This is a genomic window from Janibacter sp. Y6 (genome assembly GCF_040900765.1).
In the GTDB taxonomy this organism is placed as follows: domain Bacteria; phylum Actinomycetota; class Actinomycetes; order Actinomycetales; family Dermatophilaceae; genus Marihabitans; species Marihabitans melonis.
Genome location: NZ_JAKLYZ010000003.1, coordinates 421,945 through 441,659, shown reverse-complemented (window position 1 = coordinate 441,659; position 19,715 = coordinate 421,945). Strand labels below are relative to the sequence as shown.

Sequence of the window (19,715 nt, the reverse complement as noted above, 5' to 3'; positions counted from 1 at the left end):
GAGGGACTACCTCGTGGACATCTCCGAGCTGTCGTCGCGCCCGACGCGCTCGTCGACCGGGCGGTCGACGGGCTCGCCCGAGCCCTGCGGCTCCTGCTCGGAGGAGTCGGTGGTGTCAGGCGTCGGCACGGAGTGACCGATGCCCTCACCGGGCTCGGACTGCTGGATGCGCAGGTTGAAGTCGTCACCGTGGTGGGTGACGCCCTCGACGACTGCCGCCTCGACGGCCGCGACGGCGTACTTGCGCCGCACGACCATCGGGTCGGTACGCAGGTCCTTGAGGAGCGAGACGGCCATGCCGATCATGATGACCACGAAGGGCAGCGCCGCGACGATGGTGATCGTCTGCAGCCCCGCCAGGCTGTCCTCGCCTCCGAGGATGAGCATGATCGCCGCGACGGCACCCGTCGCGACGCCCCAGAAGATCACCGTCTTCTTCGAGGGCTCGAGCGTGCCGTTCTCGCTGAGCGTGCCCATGACGATCGAGGCGGCATCCGCCCCGGAGATGAAGAAGATCGCCACGAGGACCATGACGAGGATCGAGGTGATCGTCGCCAGCGGCATCGTGTCGAGGAGGTTGAAGAGCGTCGCCTCGAGCGACTCGGCGCTCGACAGGCCCGCGCCGTCCTGCTCGGCCTTGATCGCGGCGCCGCCGAAGATCGCGAACCACACGAGCGAGACCGCGCTCGGCACGAGGAGCACGCCGGTGACGAACTCACGGATGGTGCGACCGCGCGAGATGCGCGCGATGAACATGCCGACGAAGGGGGTCCAGCTGACCCACCAGGCCCAGTAGAAGATCGTCCAGCCGCCGAGCCAGGCCTGGATGCCCTCTTCGCCCTGGGCGTCCGAGCGGGCCGAGTACTCCATGAAGTGCTGGAAGTACGTGCCGAGCGTCGTCGGGAGCAGGTTGAGGATGAAGATCGTCGGTCCGACGACGAAGACGAAGAGCGCGAGGACGAGCGCGAGCACCATGTTGGTGTTCGACAGCCACTGGATGCCCTTCTCGATGCCGGAGACGGCGGAGATGACGAAGCAGATGGTGAGGACGACGATGATGCCGACGAGCAGGTTGTTGCCCGTCTCGCCGGTCCAGCCGACGATCTGCGCACCGGTGGCGATCTGCAGCGCGCCCAGGCCCAGCGAGGTCGCCGAGCCGAAGAGGGTCGCGAAGATCGCGAAGCTGTCGATGACCTTGCCCGCGGGGCCGTGGACCCGGCGCTTGCCGAGGATCGGCTCGAAGACCGCGCTGATGGTCAGGCCGCGGCCCTTGCGGAAGACGCCGTAGGCGATGGCGAGGCCGGCGACGGCGTAGATGGCCCACGGGTGCAGCGACCAGTGGAAGAAGGTCGTCGCCATGGCGTTGCGGCCGGCGGCGGGGTTGCCCGCCTCGCCGGTCCCGGGCGGCGGGGTGACGAAGTGGGTCAGCGGCTCCGAGGCGCCGTAGAACATCAGGCCGATGCCCATGCCGGCGGAGAACATCATCGCGATCCACGACACGGTCCGGAACTCCGGGCCCTCGTCGTCGCGGCCGAGCGGGATGCGGCCGTACTTGCTGGCGGCGAGCCAGATGACGAAGAAGACGAAGCCGGTGGCGGTGATGCTGAAGAGCCAGCCGGCGTTCGTCAGCACCCAGGCCAGGCCGGCGTCGGAGGCGCTGGCCAGCGAGGTCGTGCTCACCGCGCCCCACACGACGAAGGCGATGGTGGCCACGGCGGTGACGCCGAAGACGACGGTGTCGAGGCGACCGGGCTGCTCGTGCTCGGGGGCGTCGATGACCGGCTCGAGAGCGGGGTGGTTCGGCTCGACCGGCAGGTCGAGCAGACCGGCGTCCCCGGTCAGGCGGGCCGCTCCTGCGGGGCCGGAGGTGCCGACGCGGCTGCGTGGCGTGCCCTGCTGGACGACATCTCCCCGGCGGGTGGTCTCGTTCTTGTCTGGTGTCTCTTTCACGTCAGTCCGAGGCGGCCGAGGCCGCCCCTCCCTTCGGTTGCGTAACGGTGGCGACGGCCAAGATCGCGCTCGGCCGACCATCCACCATCACCCCTAGGGGTGTCGACGGACAAGTTACGAGGGGGGTCCGTGCAGATCGAGACCCACGTGTGACCTCTCCCCGGGCACTCCCGCAGGGGGCGAGGGGGTCAGAAACCGAGCCGTTGGAGCTGCTTGGGGTCGCGCTGCCAGTCCTTGGCGACCTTGACGTGCAGGTCCAGGTAGACGCGGTGGCCGAGGACCCGCTCGATGCCCTCGCGGGCGGTCGTGCCGACCTCGCGCAGGCGCGACCCGCCGCGCCCGATGATGATCGCCTTCTGGCTCGGCCGCTCGACGAAGACGTTGACCCGCACGTCGGTCATCGGGTCGTCGTCCGGGCGGTCCGCGCGCGGCACCATCTCCTCGACGACGACGGCCAGCGAGTGCGGCAGCTCGTCGCGGACCCCTTCGAGCGCGGCCTCGCGGACGAGCTCGGCGATCATCGTCTCGGCGGGCTCGTCGGTGAGGACGTCCTCGGGGTAGAGCGGCGCGGGGGCGGGCGGCAGCCGCTCCGAGAGCAGCGCGAGCACCTCCTCGACCTGGTCGCCGGCGACGGCGGAGCACGGCACGATCGCGGCCCAGTCGCCGAGCTGGTCGACGGCGATGAGGTGCTCGGCCAGGCGCTGCCGGTCGACGCGGTCGCTCTTCGTCGCGATGGCGACGACGGGCACCCGCTTCGCACGCTGCAGCTCGACGAGCTCGGCGGCGATGTAGCTGTCGCCGGGGCCGATCCGCTGGTCGGCCGGCAGGCAGAAGCCGATGACGTCGACCTCGAGGAGGGTCTCTCGGACGAGGTCGTTGAGCCGCTCCCCCAGCAGGGTGCGCGGCTTGTGCAGGCCCGGGGTGTCGACGAGGATCAGCTGGCTGCCGGGCCGCGAGACGATGCCGCGGATCGTGTGCCGGGTCGTCTGCGGCTTGCTCGAGGTGATCGCGACCTTGTCGCCGACGAGGGCGTTGGTCAGCGTCGACTTGCCGGCGTTGGGGCGCCCGACGAGGCAGGCGAAGCCCGCCCGGTAGGTCGTCTCGTCCGTGCTCGTGCCGTCCTGGCTCATGACGCCTCCTCCTGCTCCTGGTCCTCGCTCGGCTCGGGGAGCCGCTCGACGACGACGCTCGCGACGCGATGGCGTCGCCCGGACATCTTCTCAGCCGTGAGGGCCAGGCCCGCCACCTCGGCGCGGGACCCGACGATCGGCACGCGGCCGGCGATCTTGCCGATGAGACCGCCGACAGTGTCGACCTCGTCCTCCTCGATGCTCACGTCGAAGAGCTCGGCGAGGTCGTCGACGTGCATCGTCGCGGGCACGCGGACGAGCCCGCCCTCCATCGGCTCGACGCCGGGGGTCTCGCGGTCGTACTCGTCGTCGATCTCCCCGACGATCTCCTCGAGGATGTCCTCGATCGTCACCAGCCCGGCGGTGCCGCCGTACTCGTCGACGACGACCGCGGCGTGGGTGTGGTCGCGCTGCATCTCGCGCAGCAGGTCGTCGACCGGCTTGCTCTCGGGGACGAAGGGGGCGGGCCGCATGATCGCGGTGACCGGCAGGGTCGCGCTCTCCGGGTCGGCCGTCACCCGTCGGATGACGTCCTTGAGGTAGAGCAGCCCGACGATGTCGTCGGTGCTCTCGCCGACGACGGGCACCCGCGAGAAGCCGGAGCGGATGAAGAGGTTGACCGCCTTGCGGGCCGTCTTGTCGGCCTCGATGGTGATCATGTCGGTGCGCGGCACCATGACCTCACGGGCGAGCGTGTCGCCGAGGTCGAAGACGGAGTGGAGCATCCGGCGCTCGGTCGCCTCGATGAGCGAGGACTCCCCGGCGAGGTCGACGAGGTCGCGCAGCTCGGCCTCGGAGCGGAAGGGGCCGTCGCGGTAGCCCTTGCCCGGCGTCACGGCGTTGCCGAGCGCGATGAGCAGCCGCGCGACGGGCCCGAGGACCCGGCGCAGGCCGACGACGACCGGGGCGACGGCCAGCGCGACCGCCGTCGAGTGCTGCCGCCCGAGGGTGCGCGGCGAGACCCCGACGATGACGAAGGAGACGAGCACCATGATCGCGATGGCGATGAGCAGCGGGCGCAGCAGCCCGTCGAGCGCCTCGACGGCCGCCACGGCGACGAGCACGCCGGCCGTGGACTCGGCCATCGCGCGCACGAAGTTGAGCACGGCGACGTAGCCGGTCGAGTCGGCGAGGATGAGGCGAAGGGGGGCCGCCCCCCGACGTCCCTGCTCCTCGGCCTCCTCGGCGGCGACCCGGGAGGTCGTCGAGATCGCGGACTCCGCGAGGACGAGGACGAAGGCGAGCACGGTCGCGGCGAGGGCCGCGAGGACGAGCGGGAGGTTCACGAGCGGCCGGCGGGCGGGTTCGCGCTGCGTCCGCGGCCGGCGAGGAAGGTGAGCAGGAGGCGGCGCTGAAGGTCGAACATCTCGCGCTCCTCGTCGACCTCGGCGTGGTCGTGGCCGAGGAGGTGGAGGATGCCGTGCGTCGTCAGCAGGAGCAGCTCGTCGGCGGGGGCGTGCCCGGCCGCGGCAGCCTGCCGCTCGGCGACGCTCGGGCACAGGACGATGTCGCCGAGGATGCCCTGGGCGGGCGCACCGGGACGGCCCGGGCGCAGCTCGTCCATGGGGAAGGACATGACGTCGGTCGGGCCGGGCAGGTCCATCCACTGCTCGTGCAGCTGGGCCATCGTCGGCTCGTCGACGACGCGGACGTAGAGATCCGCGCCCGGGTGCACGTGCATCTCCTGCAGGACGTAGCCGCACAGCTCGCGGATCTCGTCGAGGTCGACCTCGTGGTCGGTCTCGTTGCCGAGCTCGACGCTCACCGACGCTCCCCCTTCGCCCGTCGGCCGCCCGTGCGGGCGTCGTAGCGCCCGTACGCGTCGACGATCTGCCCGACGAGGCGGTGGCGCACGACGTCCTCGCTCGTCAGCTCGGAGAAGTGGATGTCCTCGATGCCCTCGAGGACGCGCTGGACGACCTTGAGGCCGGAGTCCGTCCCGCCGGGCAGGTCGACCTGGGTCGTGTCGCCGGTGACGACCATCTTGCTGCCGAAGCCGAGACGGGTGAGGAACATCTTCATCTGCTCGGGCGAGGTGTTCTGCGCCTCGTCGAGGATGATGAAGGCGTCGTTGAGGGTGCGCCCGCGCATGTACGCGAGCGGCGCCACCTCGATCGTGCCGGCGGCCATGAGCCGTGGGATCGACTCGGCGTCGATCATGTCGTGCAGCGCGTCGTAGAGCGGGCGCAGGTACGGGTCGATCTTGTCGTTGAGCGAGCCGGGCAGGAAGCCCAGGCGCTCGCCGGCCTCGACGGCCGGGCGGGTGAGGATGATCCGGGTGACCTGCTTGGCCTGGAGCGCGGCGACGGCCTTGGCCATCGCGAGGTAGGTCTTGCCGGTGCCGGCCGGGCCGATCCCGAAGATCACCGTGTGGTCGTCGATCGCGTCGACGTACTCCTTCTGGCCCAGCGTCTTGGGGCGGATCGTGCGCCCGCGGTTGCTCACGATGTTCTGCGTGAGGACGTCGGCGGGGCGCTGACGGCTCGCGCCACGCAGCATCGAGATCGAGCGCTCGACGGCGTCGCGGTTGAGCGGCTGCCCCGCACGGACGATCTCGACGAGCTCGCCGAGCAGGGCGTCGACGACGTCGACGTCCTTCTTCGGGCCGGAGATCCGGAACTCGTTGCCCCGCACGAGGATCTCGGTGCGGGGGAACTGGCGCTCCATCGTGCGCAGCAGCTCGTCGCGCGGCCCCAGCAGGGCCACGGGGGTGACCGAGTCGGGCAGGACGATCACCTCGTCGACGGTGCGCTCCCCGAGCGTGTCGGGGGCGGGCGCGGCGTCGGGCAGGGAGTCGAGGGCGGAGAGGTCGGGACGAGAGTCGTCAGTCATCAGGCCTGCAGTCTACGGGGGCGGGCAGTGCGGGTGGGCTCGAGCGGGACCGGGTCAGCGCCACCGCGAGCGGGCGCTGAGCACCGCGATCGCGGCCGGTCCGGCGGTCGAGGCGCGCAGCACGCCCGGCCCGAGCCGCACGGGGGTGGCGCCGGCGGCGACGAGCTGGTCGACCTCGACCGGGCTGATCCCACCCTCGGGACCGACGAGGAGCAGCACGTCGCCGTCGGCCGGCAGCTCGACGGCGGCGAGCGGGGTCGCCGCGTCCTCGTGGAGGACCAGCGCAACGGCACCCTGCTCGACGCGGGCGAGGAGCTGCTTGGTCGAGACGGGCTGGGCCACCTCGGGGGTGCGGGCGCGACGGGACTGCTTGGCCGCGGCCGTGACGACGTTGACCCACTTCTGGTGCGACTTGGCGACCTTCGGGCCCCGCCAGCGCACGATCGCGCGCTCGGACTCCCACGGCACGACCTCGTCGACGCCGAGCTCGGCGGCGGCCTCGACCGCGTCCTCGTCGCGGCCCCCCTTCGCCAGGGCCTGGACGAGGACGAGACGAGGGCTCGGCTGCGGCTCGTCCCGGCGGGCCTCGACGCGCACGACGAGCTCGGCGGCGTCGGCCGCCTCGACCGTGCCGAGGACCGCCTGGCCGGCGCCGTCGGCGACGATGATCTGCTCGCCCGGGGCGATCCGGCGCACCGAGACCGCGTGCCTGGCCTCGGCGCCGCCGACGCTGACGTGCGCGCCGGGGGCCAGGTCCTGCAGGCTCCCCCGCTCGACGTGGAAGAGCGGCGCGGTCATCGGCTCAGCGGCCCTTGAAGGCGTGGCGCAGCTTGCCCATGAAGCCGGAGTCGACGTCGGCGAGCTGGCCGCTGGGCTCGGTCTCCTCGCGGGCGACGGCGAGGTCGCGCAGCAGCTGCTCCTGCTCGGCGTCCAGACGGGTGGGGGTGCGCACGTCGGCGTGGATGACGAGGTCGCCGCGGCCGCTGCCGCGCAGGTGGGTGACGCCCAGCCCCTCGAGGACGATCGTGTCGCCGGGCTGGGTCCCCCGGGCGATCTCGACCTGGCGGTCGCCGTCGAAGGTCGCGAAGTTGAGCGTCGTGCCGAGCGCGGCGGCCGTCATCGGCAGCTGGACGGAGGCGTGCAGGTCGTCGCCCTGACGCGTGAAGGTCGGGTGCGGGGTGACGCGCAGCTCGACGAAGAGGTCACCGGCGGGGCCACCGCCGATGCCGACCTCGCCCTCGCCGGAGAGGTGGATGCGCGTGCCGGTGTCGACGCCCGCGGGGATGCGGATGCTCATCGTGCGGCGGGTGCGCACGCGACCCTGGCCGGAGCACTCGTGGCAGGGGTGCGGGATGACCTCGCCGAAGCCCTGGCAGGCCGCGCACGGGCGCGACGTCATGACCTGGCCGAGGAAGCTGCGCTGGACCATCTGGACCTCGCCGCGACCGCCGCACACCTCGCAGACCTTGCGGCTCGTGCCGGGCTGGGCGCCGTCGCCGGAGCACGTGCTGCAGCGCTCGGCGGTGTCGATCGTCAGGTCCTGGGTGCCGCCGAAGACCGCGGTCTCGAGGTCGACGGACAGGGCGACGAGACCGTCCTGGCCGCGGGTCTGGCGCGGCCGCGGACCGCGACCGCCGCCGGCCGCCTGGCCGAAGAACTGCTCCATGATGTCGCTGAAGGAGAAGCCCGCGCCGAAGCCCTCGTGCGCGCCGCCGTAGGGGTCGGAGCCCATGTCGTACTGGCGGCGCTTGTCCTCGTCGCCGAGGACGTCGTAGGCCTGGCTGACGCGCTTGAACTGCTCCTCGGCCTCCTCGCCGGGGTTGACGTCCGGGTGCAGCTTGCGGGCGAGCTTGCGGTAGGAGCGCTTGATCTCCTCCGGCGTGGCGGAGCGGTCGACGCCCAGGTCGGCGTAGTAGTCGTTCACAGCGGTGGGGGTCCTGTCGATCAGGGGTCGGGGGACGAAGGGGGTGCCCGGCGTCAGCCGGTCGTGATGATCCGGGAGAGATAGGTGGCGACGGCCCGGACCTGGCTGATCGTCGCCGGGTAGTTCATCCGGGTCGGGCCGAGCACGCCGACGTGGCCGACGAGCTCGTCGCCGGCGCCGTAGCCGGTCGAGACGACCGAGGTCGTCTGCAGGCCCGAGACGGGGTTCTCGCTGCCGATGCGCACGGCGACCTCACCGGTCTGCTCGGCCTGGGTGCCGAGCAGGCGCAGCAGCACGACGTGCTGCTCGAGGGCGTCGAGCACGGGCTCGAGGGTGAGCGGGAAGTCCGAGGGGGTCCGCGCGAGGTTGGCCGTGCCGGCGAGGGTGACCCGGCTCGCGCTCTCCTCGCGGGCGGCCTCCTCGATGGCGGCGAGCACCCCGTCGGTGAGGCTGGAGCGGGTGCGCTCGTCGTCGTCGAGGGTGCGCAGTGCGGTGACGGCCTCGCCGAGCCGGCGCTCGGCCACGACGGCGTTGATCTGGGTGCGCGCGGTCGCGAGCTCGTCGGCGCCCGCGGGCGTCGTGTAGTCGGTCTCGGTTGTGATGACCCGCTGCTCGACCCGTCCGCTGCCGGTGATGACGACGACCATGAGCCGGCTCGAGGACATCGGCACGAGCTCGACGTGGCGCACCGTGCTGCGGGTGAGCGAGGGGTACTGGACGACGGCGACCTGCCGGGTGAGGGTCGCGAGGAGGCGCACGGTGCGGTCGAGCACCTCGTCGAGCGCGTCGGCGCCCTCGAGGAACTGGGCGATCGCGGCCCGCTCGGCCCGCGACATCGGCTTGAGCGTCGAGAGCTGGTCGACGAAGGTCCGGTAGCCCGCGTCCGTCGGGATGCGGCCCGCGCTCGTGTGCGGGGCCACGATGAGCCCCTCGTCCTCGAGCGCGGCCATGTCGTTGCGCACGGTCGCTGCGCTCACGCCGAGCTGGTGGCGCTCGAGCAGCGCGCGCGAGCCGACGGGCTCGCTCGTGTGGACGTAGTCCTCGACGATCGCGGAGAGGACGGCCATGCGTCGCTCGGTGCTCACGGGCTCTCCCTTCGCTCATCCGGTCGGTACGGGCCCGCCGCCGCGACGGGCTCCCCCGCCCTGGCACTCTCGGGCACTGAGTGCCAAGTCTACGGGCGAGGACGGCATTCCCCAATCGCGCACGCGTGTTGCGGCGAGCACGGGCGCCGCGGCCGACTAGCCTCGCCCGACGTGAGCGACCGCTACGGATCCGACGTCCTGTCCGGCGACTGGCGCAGCGCGGGCAAGCCCCGCAGCCGCGAGGTCGAGGCGACCCCCGACCTCGTCGTCGAGGACGTCGAGACCGGCTGGGTGGGCGCGGTCGTGCGGGTCGAGAAGGCCGGCGGCATGCACGTCGTGCACCTCGAGGACCGCCGCGGGGCGGTCAAGGCCTTCCCCCTCGGGCCGGGCTTCCACCTCGACGGCGCCCCGGTCGTCCTCACCGCGCCGAAGGGGGCCGGGCGGGCCGCCCTGGCCCAGCAGCAGCAGGCCTCGGCCCGGACCGCCTCGGGCTCGGTGGCCGTCGCCGACCGCACCGCGCGCGTCGCCCGCGGGTCGCGGATCTTCGTCGAGGGGCGTCACGACGCCGAGCTCGTCGAGAAGGTGTGGGGCCACGACCTGCGCGTCGAGGGCGTCGTCGTCGAGATGCTCGACGGCGTCGACGACCTCGCCGGGGCGATCCGGGACTTCGCGCCCGGGCCCGGCCGCCGGATGGGCGTGCTCGTCGACCACCTCGTGCCCGGCTCCAAGGAGTCGCGCATCGTCGCGAAGGCCTCCGGGATCTCCCCCTTCGCCCCCCACGTCCTCGTCCTCGGTCACCCCTTCGTCGACGTCTGGCAGTCCGTGCGACCGCAGCGTCTCGGGATGGAGGCCTGGCCGACCATCCCCCGCTCCGTGGAGTGGAAGCGCGGGATCTGCGCCCACCTCGGCTGGGCCCACGACGACCAGGCCGACATTGCCCGCGCGTGGAAGCAGATCCTCGGCACCGTGCGCAGCTACGCCGACCTCGAGCCCTCGCTGCTGGGCCGGGTCGAGGAGCTCATCGACTTCGTCACCGCCCCCGACGCCTGAGCCGGTTTATCGGGTGACCCGATAAACCCCGGGTCCGCAAGAGTAAGAAACTCATGCGAAGCCGGGGTTTCTCGGGTCACCCGAGAATCTTGTGACTCGGGTCAGTCCCGTGGGCCACCCGCGACGTAGATGACCTGGCCCGAGACGAAGCCGGCCTCGTCGGAGCACAGGAAGGACGCCGTCGCGGCGATGTCCTCGGGCTGGCCGACGCGCTGGACGGGGATCTCCTTGGCCGAGTAGGCGATGAAGTCCTCGAAGGGGACGCCGACGCGCTCGGCGGTGGCCGCCGTCATCTCGGTCTGGATGAAGCCCGGGGCGATGGCGTTGGCGGTGACGCCGAACTTGCCGAGCTCGATCGCGAGGGTCTTGGTGAAGCCCTGCATGCCGGCCTTGGCGGCCGCGTAGTTGGCCTGACCGCGGTTGCCCAGCGCCGAGGTCGACGAGAGGTTGACGACGCGGCCGTGCTTCTCCTGCGTCATGTACGCCTGGCACGCCTTGGTCATGAGGAAGGCACCGCGCAGGTGCACGCCCATGACGGCGTCCCAGTCGTCGAGGGTCATCTTGAAGAGCAGGTTGTCGCGGATGATGCCCGCGTTGTTGACGAGCACGGTCGGCGCGCCGAGCTCGGCGGCGATGCGCTCGACGGCCGCGGCCACCTGGGCCTCGTCGGAGACGTCGGCGCCGACGGCGATCGCCCGGCCGCCGGCCGCGGTGATCTCCTCGACGGTGCCGGCGCAGGCGCTCTCGTCGAGGTCGACGACGGCGACCTGGTGCCCGTCGGCCGCGAGACGGACGGCGACGGCCCGTCCGATGCCTCGGGCGGCTCCGGTGACGACGGCGGTGCGCTGGGTGCTCATGGGCGTGGTGTCCTCCTGGTCGTGGGTGGGTGCGCCGCGGCCACGGGGGCGACGGTGCGCCCTATGCATAACAGACACCGCGGGCGAAGGGGTCAGCCGCGCCGCCGGAAGCGGTTGATCGCCTTGCCCCGGATCTGGGGGACGAGGATCGCGGGCTCGGTCGGCAGGACCCAGCCCAGACGGCGGGCCAGCAGGCACACCCCGGCACCGACGAGCACCCCGCCGGGGGCGGAGTAGGGCCCGACCACCTCGCGCAGGAAGAGGTAGACCAGGGCGCCGGCGAGCGCAGCCGTCGCGTAGAGCTCCGAGCGGCGGAAGATGCTCGGCACCTGGCCGAGCATGACGTCGCGCACTGCCCCACCGCCGACCGCGGTGAGCACGCCGAGCAGGACCGCGGGCAGCGGGCTGATGCCGGTGAGGAGCGCCTTCTGCGTGCCGGCGACTGCCCACGCCCCGAGCGCCAGCGCGTCGACGTAGGGGAAGACCTGACGCCAGCGCCGCCCCTCGAAGCGGACGAGGAAGGCCAGCCCCGACGCGACGAGCGCGCACCCCAGATAGGCCCCGTCGGTGAGCGCGATCGGGGTCTGGTTGAGCAGCACGTCGCGGATCGCCCCGCCACCCAGCGCCGAGATCATCGAGATGATCGCGAAGCCGACGGGGTCGAGGTTGAACTGGCGCGCCACAGCCGCCCCGAGCAGGGCGTTGGTGACCACCCCGAGCAGGTCGATGCTGCGCAGCACCTGGGCGATGAGCTCCTGCTGCTCGCTCACGCCGCTCCCCCGAGCAGCGTGTGCACGACGGTGTCGGCGAGCAGCCGGCCCCGCCGGGTGAGCACGACGCGGCCGCCGACCGCGGCCCGGCCGTCGACGAGGCCGCTCGCGACGAGACCCGCGACGGCACGGCGGGCACCGGGCTCGAGCGCGCTCGTCGCGACCCCGTCGACGAGCCGCACCCCGAGGAGGAGCTCCTCGTCGGCGCGCTGCGCGTCGGTGAGCACCTCGCGGGCCGCCGCGGGCGACGAGCCGTCGTCGAGGCGCCCGGCCCACGCGGCGGGGTGCTTGACGTTCCACCACCGCGTGCCGGCGACGTGGCTGTGGGCACCGGGCCCGACGCCCCACCAGTCGTCGCCGCGCCAGTAGGCGAGGTTGTGCCGGCAGCGGTCCTGCGGCGTGCGCGCCCAGTTGCTGATCTCGTACCAGTCGTAGCCCGCGCCGGCGAGCAGCTCGTCGGCGAGCTCGTACTTGTCGGCCTCGTCGTCACCGGTCGGCAGGGGCAGCTCGCCGCGGCGCACGCGCGCGGCGAGCCTCGTGCCGTCCTCGACGGTGAGGGCGTAGGCCGAGACGTGGTCGGGCTCGAGGGCGAGCGCGGCCTCGAGCGAGGCGCGCCAGTCCTCGAGGGTCTCCCCCGGGGTGCCGTAGATGAGGTCGAGGCTCACCGCGAGACCCGCGTCGCGCGCGCCCGCGACGGCCCGGGCGACACCCTCGGGGTCGTGCGTGCGGTCGAGGGTCTGCAGCACGCCGGGACGGACCGACTGCATGCCGACCGAGACCCGGGTGACCCCGCCGCGGGCGAGCTCGGCGAGGGACGAAGGGGTGACCGAGTCCGGGTTCGCCTCGGTCGTCACCTCGGCGTCGGCAGCGAGCCCGAAGCGCTCGCGGATGCCGTCGAGCACGACGACGAGATCCGCCGACGGCAGCAGGGTCGGGGTCCCCCCGCCCAGGAAGACGGTGCTCACCGGACCCGGCGCAGCACCTGCCGAGCCGAGCACGTCGCGGGCGAGGTCGAGCTCGCGCAGCGCGCCCTGCGCGAAGGTGGCCCGGCTCGACCCGGGCGGGCCGTCCTGGCCGCCGAGCTCGGAGGCGGTGTAGGTGTTGAAGTCGCAGTACCCGCAGCGCACCGCGCAGAAGGGCACGTGGACGTACATGGCGAGCGCGCGCCGCCCGACCGCCTCGGCACTGGCGTCGGGCAGCCGGCCGTCGCGGGGCGCGGGGTCGCCGTCGGGGAGCTGTGGCACGGGGTCCATCGTCCCCCACCGCGGCCGGTGCTCGCGCCCGCGCCCGCCCCTGCGGGTGGTCCGCACCCCGGGCCGGGCGACCTACGGTCGGCAGATGAGGACGGTCAGCCGCTGGACACCCGCCGGGCCGGACGCCGTCTGGTCCGTGCTGGCCGACGGGTGGACCTACCCGGGCTGGGTCGTCGGCGCGTCACGCATGCGGGCGGTCACCCCCGGGTGGCCGGGAGCAGGTGCCCGGCTCCACCACTCCGTGGGCAGCTGGCCCTGGCTGCTCGACGACGAGACGTCCGTGCGAGAGGTCGACCCCGGCCGCCGCCTCGTCCTGCGTGCTCGTGCCATGCCCCTCGGTGCGGCACGCGTCGAGATCACCCTCCACCCGCAGGCCCAGGGCACCCGGGTCGAGATGCGCGAGGACGCCGAGAGCGGCCCCTCGCTCCTCCTGCCCTCACCAGCGCGCCAGCTCGGCATCGTGCTGCGCAACCGCGAGGCGCTGCGCCGTCTCGCCCTGCTCGCCGAGCGGGCGGGGCGGGCCACGGGCTAGCCGCGGCCGCCCCCCGGGGCGGCCTGCCGGCGTGAGGGCGCGGCGCGCTCCCCCCGTAGGGTGGCGGCATGACGCAGCCCCGCTGGATCGAGCTCGACGGTGTCGTCAACATGCGAGACGTGGGCGGCCTGCCGACCCGGGACGGCGGGCGGCTGCGCGAGCGCCGCCTCATCCGCAGCGACAACCTCCAGGACCTCACCGAGAGCGACGTGGCGCACGTCGTCGACGTGCTCGGCGTCACCGACGTCGTCGACCTGCGCACCCACGACGAGCTCGACGAGACCGGCCCGGGTCCGCTGCGGCGCACGGCGGTCGCCCATCACCACCACACCTTCTTCCGCACCGTCGGCGGTGACCTGCGCGACCTCATGGTCCTGCGCGAGGAGGAGCAGCCGGTCAAGGACGCCTCCTACTGGAGCGCCCACTACCGCGGCTACCTCGAGCACCGGCCCGACTCAGTCGCGGGGGCTCTCGGCCGGGTCGCCGACGCGAAGGGGGCGGCGCTCGTGCACTGCGCCGCGGGCAAGGACCGCACGGGCACGGTCGTCGCGCTCGCCCTGTCCGTCGCGGGCGTGCCCGACGAGGAGATCGTCGCCGACTACGTGCTCACCGCCGAGCGCCTGCCCCGGATCATCGAGCGGCTCCAGGGCACCGGCTTCTACAGCCGCCTGCGCGACCGACCGATGAGCGAGCAGGAGCCGGCCCCGGAGGCCATCACCGGTCTGCTCGACTCCGTCGCGGAGCACGGCGGGGCGCGGGCGTGGTTGCGCGACCAGGGGTGGAGCGCCGAGCAGGTCGAGCGGCTGGCCGCCCGCCTGCGCGACTGAGCGCCCCGACGACCGGGAGGGTCACCCCTTCGCGGGCTTGTCCGAGACGTAGATCGGGATGACGCCCTGCACGACGACGACGCCGTCGGTGCGCACGGCCTTGACCCGCACGTCGATGTCGAAGGGGGCCTCGCGCTCCCAGTCCGAGGGCGTCGTCTCGGCGACGCACAGCAGGTCGGTCGTCGACTTCTGCAGGTACTCGACCTGCAGGCCGCGCGGGAGCCACCGCTGGTGGTCCGGGCAGGTCGCCTCGGCGACGAGACCCATCGCCGCCTCGAGCCCGTTGCACACGGCGATCGCGTGCAGGGTGCCGATGTGGTTGTGCACCCGGCGGCGGTTCTTGATCGTCAGCTCGGCCCGGTGCGGACGCACCTCGCGCACCTGCGGACGCACCGTCCAGAAGTACGGGGCGAAGCGGGCGTACGCGAGCGAGAAGAGCCGCGTGCCTCCCGGGTAGCGGGTCAGGCGTCGGTAGAGGGCGTAGGTCTGCTGGGCCACGGGGGCACCCTACGTGCTCGCCCGGCGGCTACTTCTTCGCCTTGTCCTTCGTCGGCTCGTCGGAGGACAGCGCGGCGACGAAGGCCTCCGGCGGCACCTCGACGCTGCCGATGTTCTTCATCCGCTTCTTGCCCGCCTTCTGCTTCTCGAGCAGCTTGCGCTTGCGCGAGATGTCACCGCCGTAGCACTTGGCGAGCACGTCCTTGCGGATCGCGCGGATCGTCTCGCGGGCGATGACCCGGGCACCGATCGCAGCCTGGATCGGCACCTCGAACTGCTGGCGCGGGATGAGGTCCTTGAGCTTGCCGGCCATCATCGTGCCGTAGGAGTAGGCCTTGTCCTTGTGGACGACGGCGCTGAAGGCGTCGACGCCCTCGCCCTGGAGGAGGATGTCGACCTTGACGAGGTCGGCCGCCTGGTCGCCGGCCTCCTGGTAGTCCAGCGAGGCGTAGCCGCGGGTCTTGGACTTCAGCTGGTCGAAGAAGTCGAAGACGATCTCCGCGAGCGGCAGGGTGTAGCGCATCTCGACGCGGTCCTCGGAGAGGTAGTCCATGCCGCCGAGCTGGCCGCGCTTGCCCTGGCACAGCTCCATGATCGCGCCGATGAACTCGCTCGGGGCGAGGATCGTCGCCTTGACGACGGGCTCGCGGACCTCGGCGACCTTGCCGTAGGGGAACTCGCTGGGGTTGGTCACCTCGATCTCGGTGCCGTCGTCCATCGTCACCTGGTAGACGACGTTGGGCTGGGTCGAGATGAGGTCGAGGTCGAACTCGCGCTCGAGGCGCTCGCGGACGATCTCGAGGTGGAGCAGACCGAGGAAGCCGACGCGGAAGCCGAAGCCGAGGGCCGCGGAGGTCTCCGGCTCGTAGACGAGCGCCGCGTCGTTGAGCTTGAGCTTGTCGAGCGCGTCGCGCAGGTCGGGGTAGTCCGAGCCGTCGATCGGGTACAGGCCCGAGAAGACCATCGGCTTGGGGTCCTTGTAGCCCCCGATGGCCTGGGTCGCCGGCTTGGCCATGTTCGTCACCGTGTCGCCGACCTTGGACTGGCGCACGTCCTTGACCCCGGTGATGAGGTAGCCGACCTCGCCGACGCCCAGGCCGTTCGAGGGCTTGGGCTCGGGGCTGATGACGCCGATCTCGAGCAGCTCGTGCGTCGCCTTCGTGCTCATCATCGCGATGCGCTCGCGGGGGTTGAGGTTGCCGTCGACGACGCGGACGTAGGTGACGACCCCGCGGTAGGTGTCGTAGACGGAGTCGAAGATCATCGCGCGGGCCGGGGCATCGGGGTCGCCCACCGGTGCGGGCAGGTCGCCGACGACGCGGTCGAGGAGGGCCTCGACCCCTTCGCCCGTCTTGCCCGAGACCTTGAGGACGTCCTCGGGGTCGCAGCCGATGAGGCCGGCGAGCTCGGCGGCGTACTTCTCGGGCTGAGCGGCCGGCAGGTCGATCTTGTTGAGCACCGGGATGATCGTCAGCTCGTTCTCCATGGCCAGGTAGAGGTTGGCCAGGGTCTGCGCCTCGATGCCCTGCGCGGCGTCGACGAGCAGGACGGCGCCCTCGCACGCGGCGAGGCTGCGCGAGACCTCGTAGGTGAAGTCGACGTGCCCGGGGGTGTCGATCATGTTGAGGCAGTAGGTCTGGCCCTCGAGCTCCCAGGGCATGCGCACGGCCTGGCTCTTGATGGTGATGCCGCGCTCGCGCTCGATGTCCATGCGGTCGAGGTACTGCGCGCGCATCTGCCGCGCCTCGACGACGCCGGTGATCTGCAGCATGCGGTCGGCCAGGGTGGACTTGCCGTGGTCGATGTGGGCGATGATGCAGAAGTTGCGGATCTGCTGCGGCGGGGTCGCGTGCGGCTGCAGCGCCTTCGTGGCCATGGGTGACACGGGGGAGACTCAACCTCGTCGATGGGCGGCGATGGACCAGCGCTCATCATCGCACCTCCCAGCCGACCCACGAGAACGCGACCTAGGCTCGCCCCCGTGACCGCAGCCGCCGAGCCCGCCGTCGACGGGGTGCCCGCCTCTCCCTTCGGCCGTCGCACCCTCCTCGCCGAGACCGCGCTCGTCTTGCTCGTCTCGCTCGGCGCCAGCGCCATCTGGTCGCTCCTGCGCATCGTCTCGCTGCTCACCCAGGGCGGGCTGTCGGGGGTGACGACGACGATGAACTCCTCGGCCTACCCCGACCGGCCGTGGCTCGACCTCGTCCACCAGCTCGTCGGCGTCGGGCTCGGCGTGGTGCCCGCCCTGCTCGCCCTGCACCTGCTCACCCGGGAGGACCGGCACGCGCCGCACCGGATCGGCGCCGACCTGCGCCGCCCGGGCAGCGACCTGCTGCGCGGCGTCCTGCTCACCGCTGCCGTCGGCATCCCCGGGCTCGCCTGGTACCTCGGGTCGCGGGCGCTCGGCATCAACACGACGGTGGCCGCCGCGGACCTCGCGCCGGTGTGGTGGGCCGTGCCGGTGCTCGTCCTCGCCGCGCTGCAGAACGCCGTGCTCGAGGAGGTCGTCATGGTCGGCTACCTCTTCACCCGGTGGACCCAGGCGGGGTGGGGCCGGTGGCCGGTGATCGTCGTCAGCGCGCTCGTCCGGGGCAGCTATCACCTCTACCAGGGCTTCGGCGGCTTCGTCGGCAACGTCGTCATGGGCCTGCTCTTCGGCTGGCTCTACACCCGCACCCGGCGGGTCGGCCCGCTCGTCGTCGCGCACACGCTGCTCGACGTCGTCGCCTTCGTGGGGTACACCCTGGCCCGCGACCACCTGGGGTGGCTGCGATGATCCTGCCCGGAGCGGCCTGACACCGGCCGCCGACGACAGGGGAACCTCGATGAGCTCGCAGTGGCCGCCCGCGCCGGGGACTCCCCCGGCCGCCTACCCGCCCGCCGGACGACGCCCGCGCGGCCCCGCCGACCCCCGCGGCCCCCGGCACGCCCAGCGCCTCGCGGTGCGCCGCGGCGTGCGCCACCCGCTGGAGATCCTCTGCCTCGTCGTGGCGGTCGTCGCCTCGCTGCTCTACCTCGGCTTCGCGATCTTCGAGATCGTGCAGGCGATCGGTGACCGGCGCGAGCCGAGCACCTACGCCGTGATCCTCGTGCTCGCCCCGGTGCTCGTGTGGTTCGCCCGTGGTCTGCTCTTCGCGCAGATCCGCCTTCGTGGCGTGCAGATCACCCCGACGCAGTACCCCGAGGCCTACGAGATCCTCGTGGAGGCGTCGGCGACCTTCGGGCTCGAGGAGCCGCCGCGGGCCTACGTCGTCGGGGGCAACGGGCTCATCAACGCCTTCGCCTCCGGGCACGGCTTCCGCCGCTTCGTCGTCGTGTACTCCGACCTCTTCGAGGTGGGTGGGCGCGCGCGCCAGCCGGACTCGCTGCGCTTCATCATCGGCCACGAGCTCGGCCACATCGCCGCCGGGCACACGTCGTACTGGCGTCAGCTGGGCACCTTCGCCTCGGCCTACTTCCCGCTCGTCGGGCCGGTCCTGTCACGCAGCCAGGAGTACACGTCGGACAGCTACGGGTACCACCTGTGCCCGCAGGGAGCGATGGGCGCGATGGCCACCCTCGGCGCCGGCAAGTACCTCAACGCCTCCGTCGACACGACGCAGTACTTCGGGCGGGTCGGTGACGAGCGCGGCTTCTTCGTGTGGTGGGCCAACGCCATCGCCTCGCACCCGGTGCTGCTGTGGCGCGGGCACGCGCTGCGCGACCGCACCCAGCGCGGGCGGCTGCTGTGGCGCCCGCGGCCGGACCGCTGGGGCCCGCCCCCGGTGAGCCCTTACGTGGGCACCCTCCCGCCGAACGCCGCCGTCGCGGGCGGGACGCACCCCTCGCAGCGCCTGGCGGCGATCGGTGCACCGCAGATCGGCATGCCCGAGGCCCGGCCGACCCCGCCCACGACGCCGCAGGGCGGCCCCACCCCGCCGTCCCCCGGGCAGGCCCCGTCGTGGGGGCCGCCGACGACGCCACCCGCGGGCCCGGCTGCGTAACCTCGCAGACATGCTGCGCTCGCTCGTGCGCCGGCTGCTGCGCACGACGCCGCGGCCGAGCACCGCCTCGACGTCGACCCCGCCGACGGCTCCCCCGCCGACGACCCCGCCGCCCGGGCCGGCCTACCCCGGTGACTTCTCGGGCGAGGCGGGCTCCCCCTTCGCCACCCCGACCGGCTCGGTGGGCGCAGGCGAGGTCGTGTGGGCCTGGGTGCCCTTCGAGGAGGACCACCGGCGGGGCAAGGACCGGCCGGCGCTCGTCATCGGTGCCGACGGGCCGTGGCTGCTCGGGCTGCCCATGACGAGCCAGGACCACGACCTCGACGAGACCCAGGAGCGCCGGGTGGGGCGGCAGTGGATCGACGTCGGCTCCGGCGACTGGGACCGCCGCCGTCGGCGCAGCGAGGCCCGTCTCGACCGCGTCGTGCGGCTCGACCCCGCACAGGTCCGGCGTGCCGGTGGGTCCGTCGACCGCGCGGTCTACGACGCCGTCCTCGTCGCCCTCGAGGCCGTGCGTCGCGGCGAGCCCTACGACGACGACCCGGTCTGAGCGAGCCCAGGAGGGCACCCCGGGCACGCGAAGGGGGCCCGCACCGTCGAGACGGTACGGGCCCCCTTCGCGGGTCAGGCGCGGGTCACTTGGACAGCGCGTTGACCTTCTTCGCCAGGGCCGACTTCTTGTTGGCCGCCTGGTTGGCGTGGATAACGCCCTTGCTGACGGCCTTGTCGAGGCGCTTCGAGGCGGCCTGCAGGGCGGTGCCCGCAGCGGTCGCGTCGCCGGCGGCGACAGCCTCACGGACCTTGCGGATCGAGGTGCGCAGCTCCGACTTGTGCGCACGGTTGCGCTCGGTGCGGGCCGCGTTGGTCTTGATCCGCTTGATCTGGGACTTGATGTTTGCCACGTGTATGTCTTCCTAGAGGTCGATGATGTGCCGTTGAGGGCGGCAGGACGTCTCGGGACCGGCGTGGGGAGACCGTTGGGAGAGACGCCCTGGGTGGTGCTGCGGTGCGCGCACGACCGCAG

At 72.7% G+C, this 19,715-nt stretch carries 20 protein-coding genes; 6 read left to right on the top strand and 14 right to left on the bottom strand.

Translation table 11 applies throughout. The features are described 5' to 3' along the window. Positions 1-6 precede the first annotated feature (6 nt). The 8 genes from L6241_RS09695 to hrcA all read right to left on the bottom strand — a co-directional run bounded on the left by L6241_RS09695 (position 7) and on the right by hrcA (position 8,921). Complete coding sequence (locus L6241_RS09695) at positions 7-1,776, bottom strand: BCCT family transporter (RefSeq protein WP_368246078.1); 1,770 nt, start codon at positions 1,774-1,776, stop codon at positions 7-9. 362 nt (positions 1,777-2,138) lie between these two features. Next, a complete protein-coding gene (era, locus tag L6241_RS09690; protein ID WP_191563476.1) occupies positions 2,139-3,080 on the bottom strand; it encodes a GTPase Era in 942 nt (313 codons plus the stop codon). Beyond that, complete coding sequence (locus tag L6241_RS09685) at positions 3,077-4,366, bottom strand: hemolysin family protein (protein ID WP_191563477.1); 1,290 nt, start codon at positions 4,364-4,366, stop codon at positions 3,077-3,079. The genes era and L6241_RS09685 overlap by 4 nt, the downstream gene beginning before the upstream one ends. Then, entirely contained in the window at positions 4,363-4,845 is a 483-nt protein-coding gene (gene ybeY / locus L6241_RS09680; protein WP_068274024.1) for an rRNA maturation RNase YbeY, read from the bottom strand. Before ybeY ends, L6241_RS09685 begins: the two co-directional genes overlap by 4 nt. Next, positions 4,842-5,912, bottom strand: coding sequence for a PhoH family protein (locus L6241_RS09675; RefSeq protein ID WP_368245954.1), 1,071 nt, complete (start codon positions 5,910-5,912; stop codon positions 4,842-4,844). Before L6241_RS09675 ends, ybeY begins: the two co-directional genes overlap by 4 nt. 54 nt (positions 5,913-5,966) lie before the next feature. After that, positions 5,967-6,710 carry a 16S rRNA (uracil(1498)-N(3))-methyltransferase gene (locus L6241_RS09670; protein WP_368245952.1) on the bottom strand — a complete coding sequence of 248 codons (744 nt, stop codon included), beginning with the start codon at positions 6,708-6,710 and terminating at the stop codon, positions 5,967-5,969. 4 nt (positions 6,711-6,714) lie between these two features. Then, complete coding sequence (gene dnaJ / locus L6241_RS09665) at positions 6,715-7,836, bottom strand: molecular chaperone DnaJ (protein WP_354587909.1); 1,122 nt, start codon at positions 7,834-7,836, stop codon at positions 6,715-6,717. A 53-nt stretch (positions 7,837-7,889) separates the two neighbouring features. Then, on the bottom strand, positions 7,890-8,921 hold the full coding sequence (gene hrcA / locus L6241_RS09660; protein WP_201466372.1) for a heat-inducible transcriptional repressor HrcA: 1,032 nt from the start codon (positions 8,919-8,921) through the stop codon (positions 7,890-7,892). 171 nt (positions 8,922-9,092) lie between these two features. Between hrcA and L6241_RS09655 the strand changes: the two genes are divergently transcribed. Then, a complete protein-coding gene (locus L6241_RS09655) occupies positions 9,093-9,971 on the top strand; it encodes a DUF3097 domain-containing protein (RefSeq protein ID WP_123090847.1) in 879 nt (292 codons plus the stop codon). 101 nt (positions 9,972-10,072) lie between these two features. On the opposite strand, the gene fabG is transcribed toward L6241_RS09655, so the two are convergent. The 3 genes from fabG to hemW all read right to left on the bottom strand — a co-directional run bounded on the left by fabG (position 10,073) and on the right by hemW (position 12,842). Beyond that, the gene (gene fabG, locus L6241_RS09650) at positions 10,073-10,828 is read right to left on the bottom strand and encodes a 3-oxoacyl-ACP reductase FabG (RefSeq protein ID WP_123090848.1); all 756 of its coding nucleotides are present in this window, start codon (positions 10,826-10,828) and stop codon (positions 10,073-10,075) included. 92 nt (positions 10,829-10,920) lie between these two features. Then, positions 10,921-11,598 carry a trimeric intracellular cation channel family protein gene (locus L6241_RS09645; RefSeq protein ID WP_240341633.1) on the bottom strand — a complete coding sequence of 226 codons (678 nt, stop codon included), beginning with the start codon at positions 11,596-11,598 and terminating at the stop codon, positions 10,921-10,923. Further along, positions 11,595-12,842, bottom strand: coding sequence for a radical SAM family heme chaperone HemW (gene hemW, locus L6241_RS09640; protein ID WP_251719460.1), 1,248 nt, complete (start codon positions 12,840-12,842; stop codon positions 11,595-11,597). The genes L6241_RS09645 and hemW overlap by 4 nt, the downstream gene beginning before the upstream one ends. 94 nt (positions 12,843-12,936) lie before the next feature. On the opposite strand from hemW, the gene L6241_RS09635 reads away from it, so the two are divergent. Continuing rightward, on the top strand, positions 12,937-13,383 hold the full coding sequence (locus tag L6241_RS09635) for an SRPBCC family protein (RefSeq protein WP_251719459.1): 447 nt from the start codon (positions 12,937-12,939) through the stop codon (positions 13,381-13,383). Between the two features lie 68 nt (positions 13,384-13,451). Continuing rightward, positions 13,452-14,210, top strand: coding sequence for a tyrosine-protein phosphatase (locus L6241_RS09630; protein WP_368245949.1), 759 nt, complete (start codon positions 13,452-13,454; stop codon positions 14,208-14,210). A 21-nt stretch (positions 14,211-14,231) separates the two neighbouring features. Here the strand turns inward: L6241_RS09630 and L6241_RS09625 are convergent, their stop codons facing one another. Together L6241_RS09625 and lepA are read right to left on the bottom strand one after the other, a co-directional pair. After that, entirely contained in the window at positions 14,232-14,708 is a 477-nt protein-coding gene (locus tag L6241_RS09625) for a hotdog fold domain-containing protein (RefSeq protein ID WP_368245948.1), read from the bottom strand. Between the two features lie 28 nt (positions 14,709-14,736). After that, complete coding sequence (gene lepA / locus L6241_RS09620) at positions 14,737-16,584, bottom strand: translation elongation factor 4 (RefSeq protein WP_191563488.1); 1,848 nt, start codon at positions 16,582-16,584, stop codon at positions 14,737-14,739. A 105-nt stretch (positions 16,585-16,689) separates the two neighbouring features. On the opposite strand from lepA, the gene L6241_RS09615 reads away from it, so the two are divergent. From L6241_RS09615 to L6241_RS09605, 3 genes are read left to right on the top strand one after another with little or no spacing between them, the layout of a single operon-like run. After that, positions 16,690-17,484: a CPBP family intramembrane glutamic endopeptidase gene (locus L6241_RS09615; RefSeq protein ID WP_368245946.1), complete on the top strand. Its 795-nt coding sequence runs from the start codon at positions 16,690-16,692 to the stop codon at positions 17,482-17,484. Between the two features lie 49 nt (positions 17,485-17,533). Then, entirely contained in the window at positions 17,534-18,691 is a 1,158-nt protein-coding gene (locus L6241_RS09610; protein ID WP_368245945.1) for a M48 family metalloprotease, read from the top strand. 10 nt (positions 18,692-18,701) lie between these two features. Continuing rightward, positions 18,702-19,241 (top strand): type II toxin-antitoxin system PemK/MazF family toxin, encoded by a 540-nt coding sequence (locus tag L6241_RS09605; protein WP_368245944.1) that lies wholly within the window; start codon positions 18,702-18,704, stop codon positions 19,239-19,241. 85 nt (positions 19,242-19,326) lie between these two features. On the opposite strand, the gene rpsT is transcribed toward L6241_RS09605, so the two are convergent. Next, a complete protein-coding gene (gene rpsT, locus L6241_RS09600; RefSeq protein WP_068273994.1) occupies positions 19,327-19,593 on the bottom strand; it encodes a 30S ribosomal protein S20 in 267 nt (88 codons plus the stop codon). Positions 19,594-19,715: the final 122 nt, after the last annotated feature.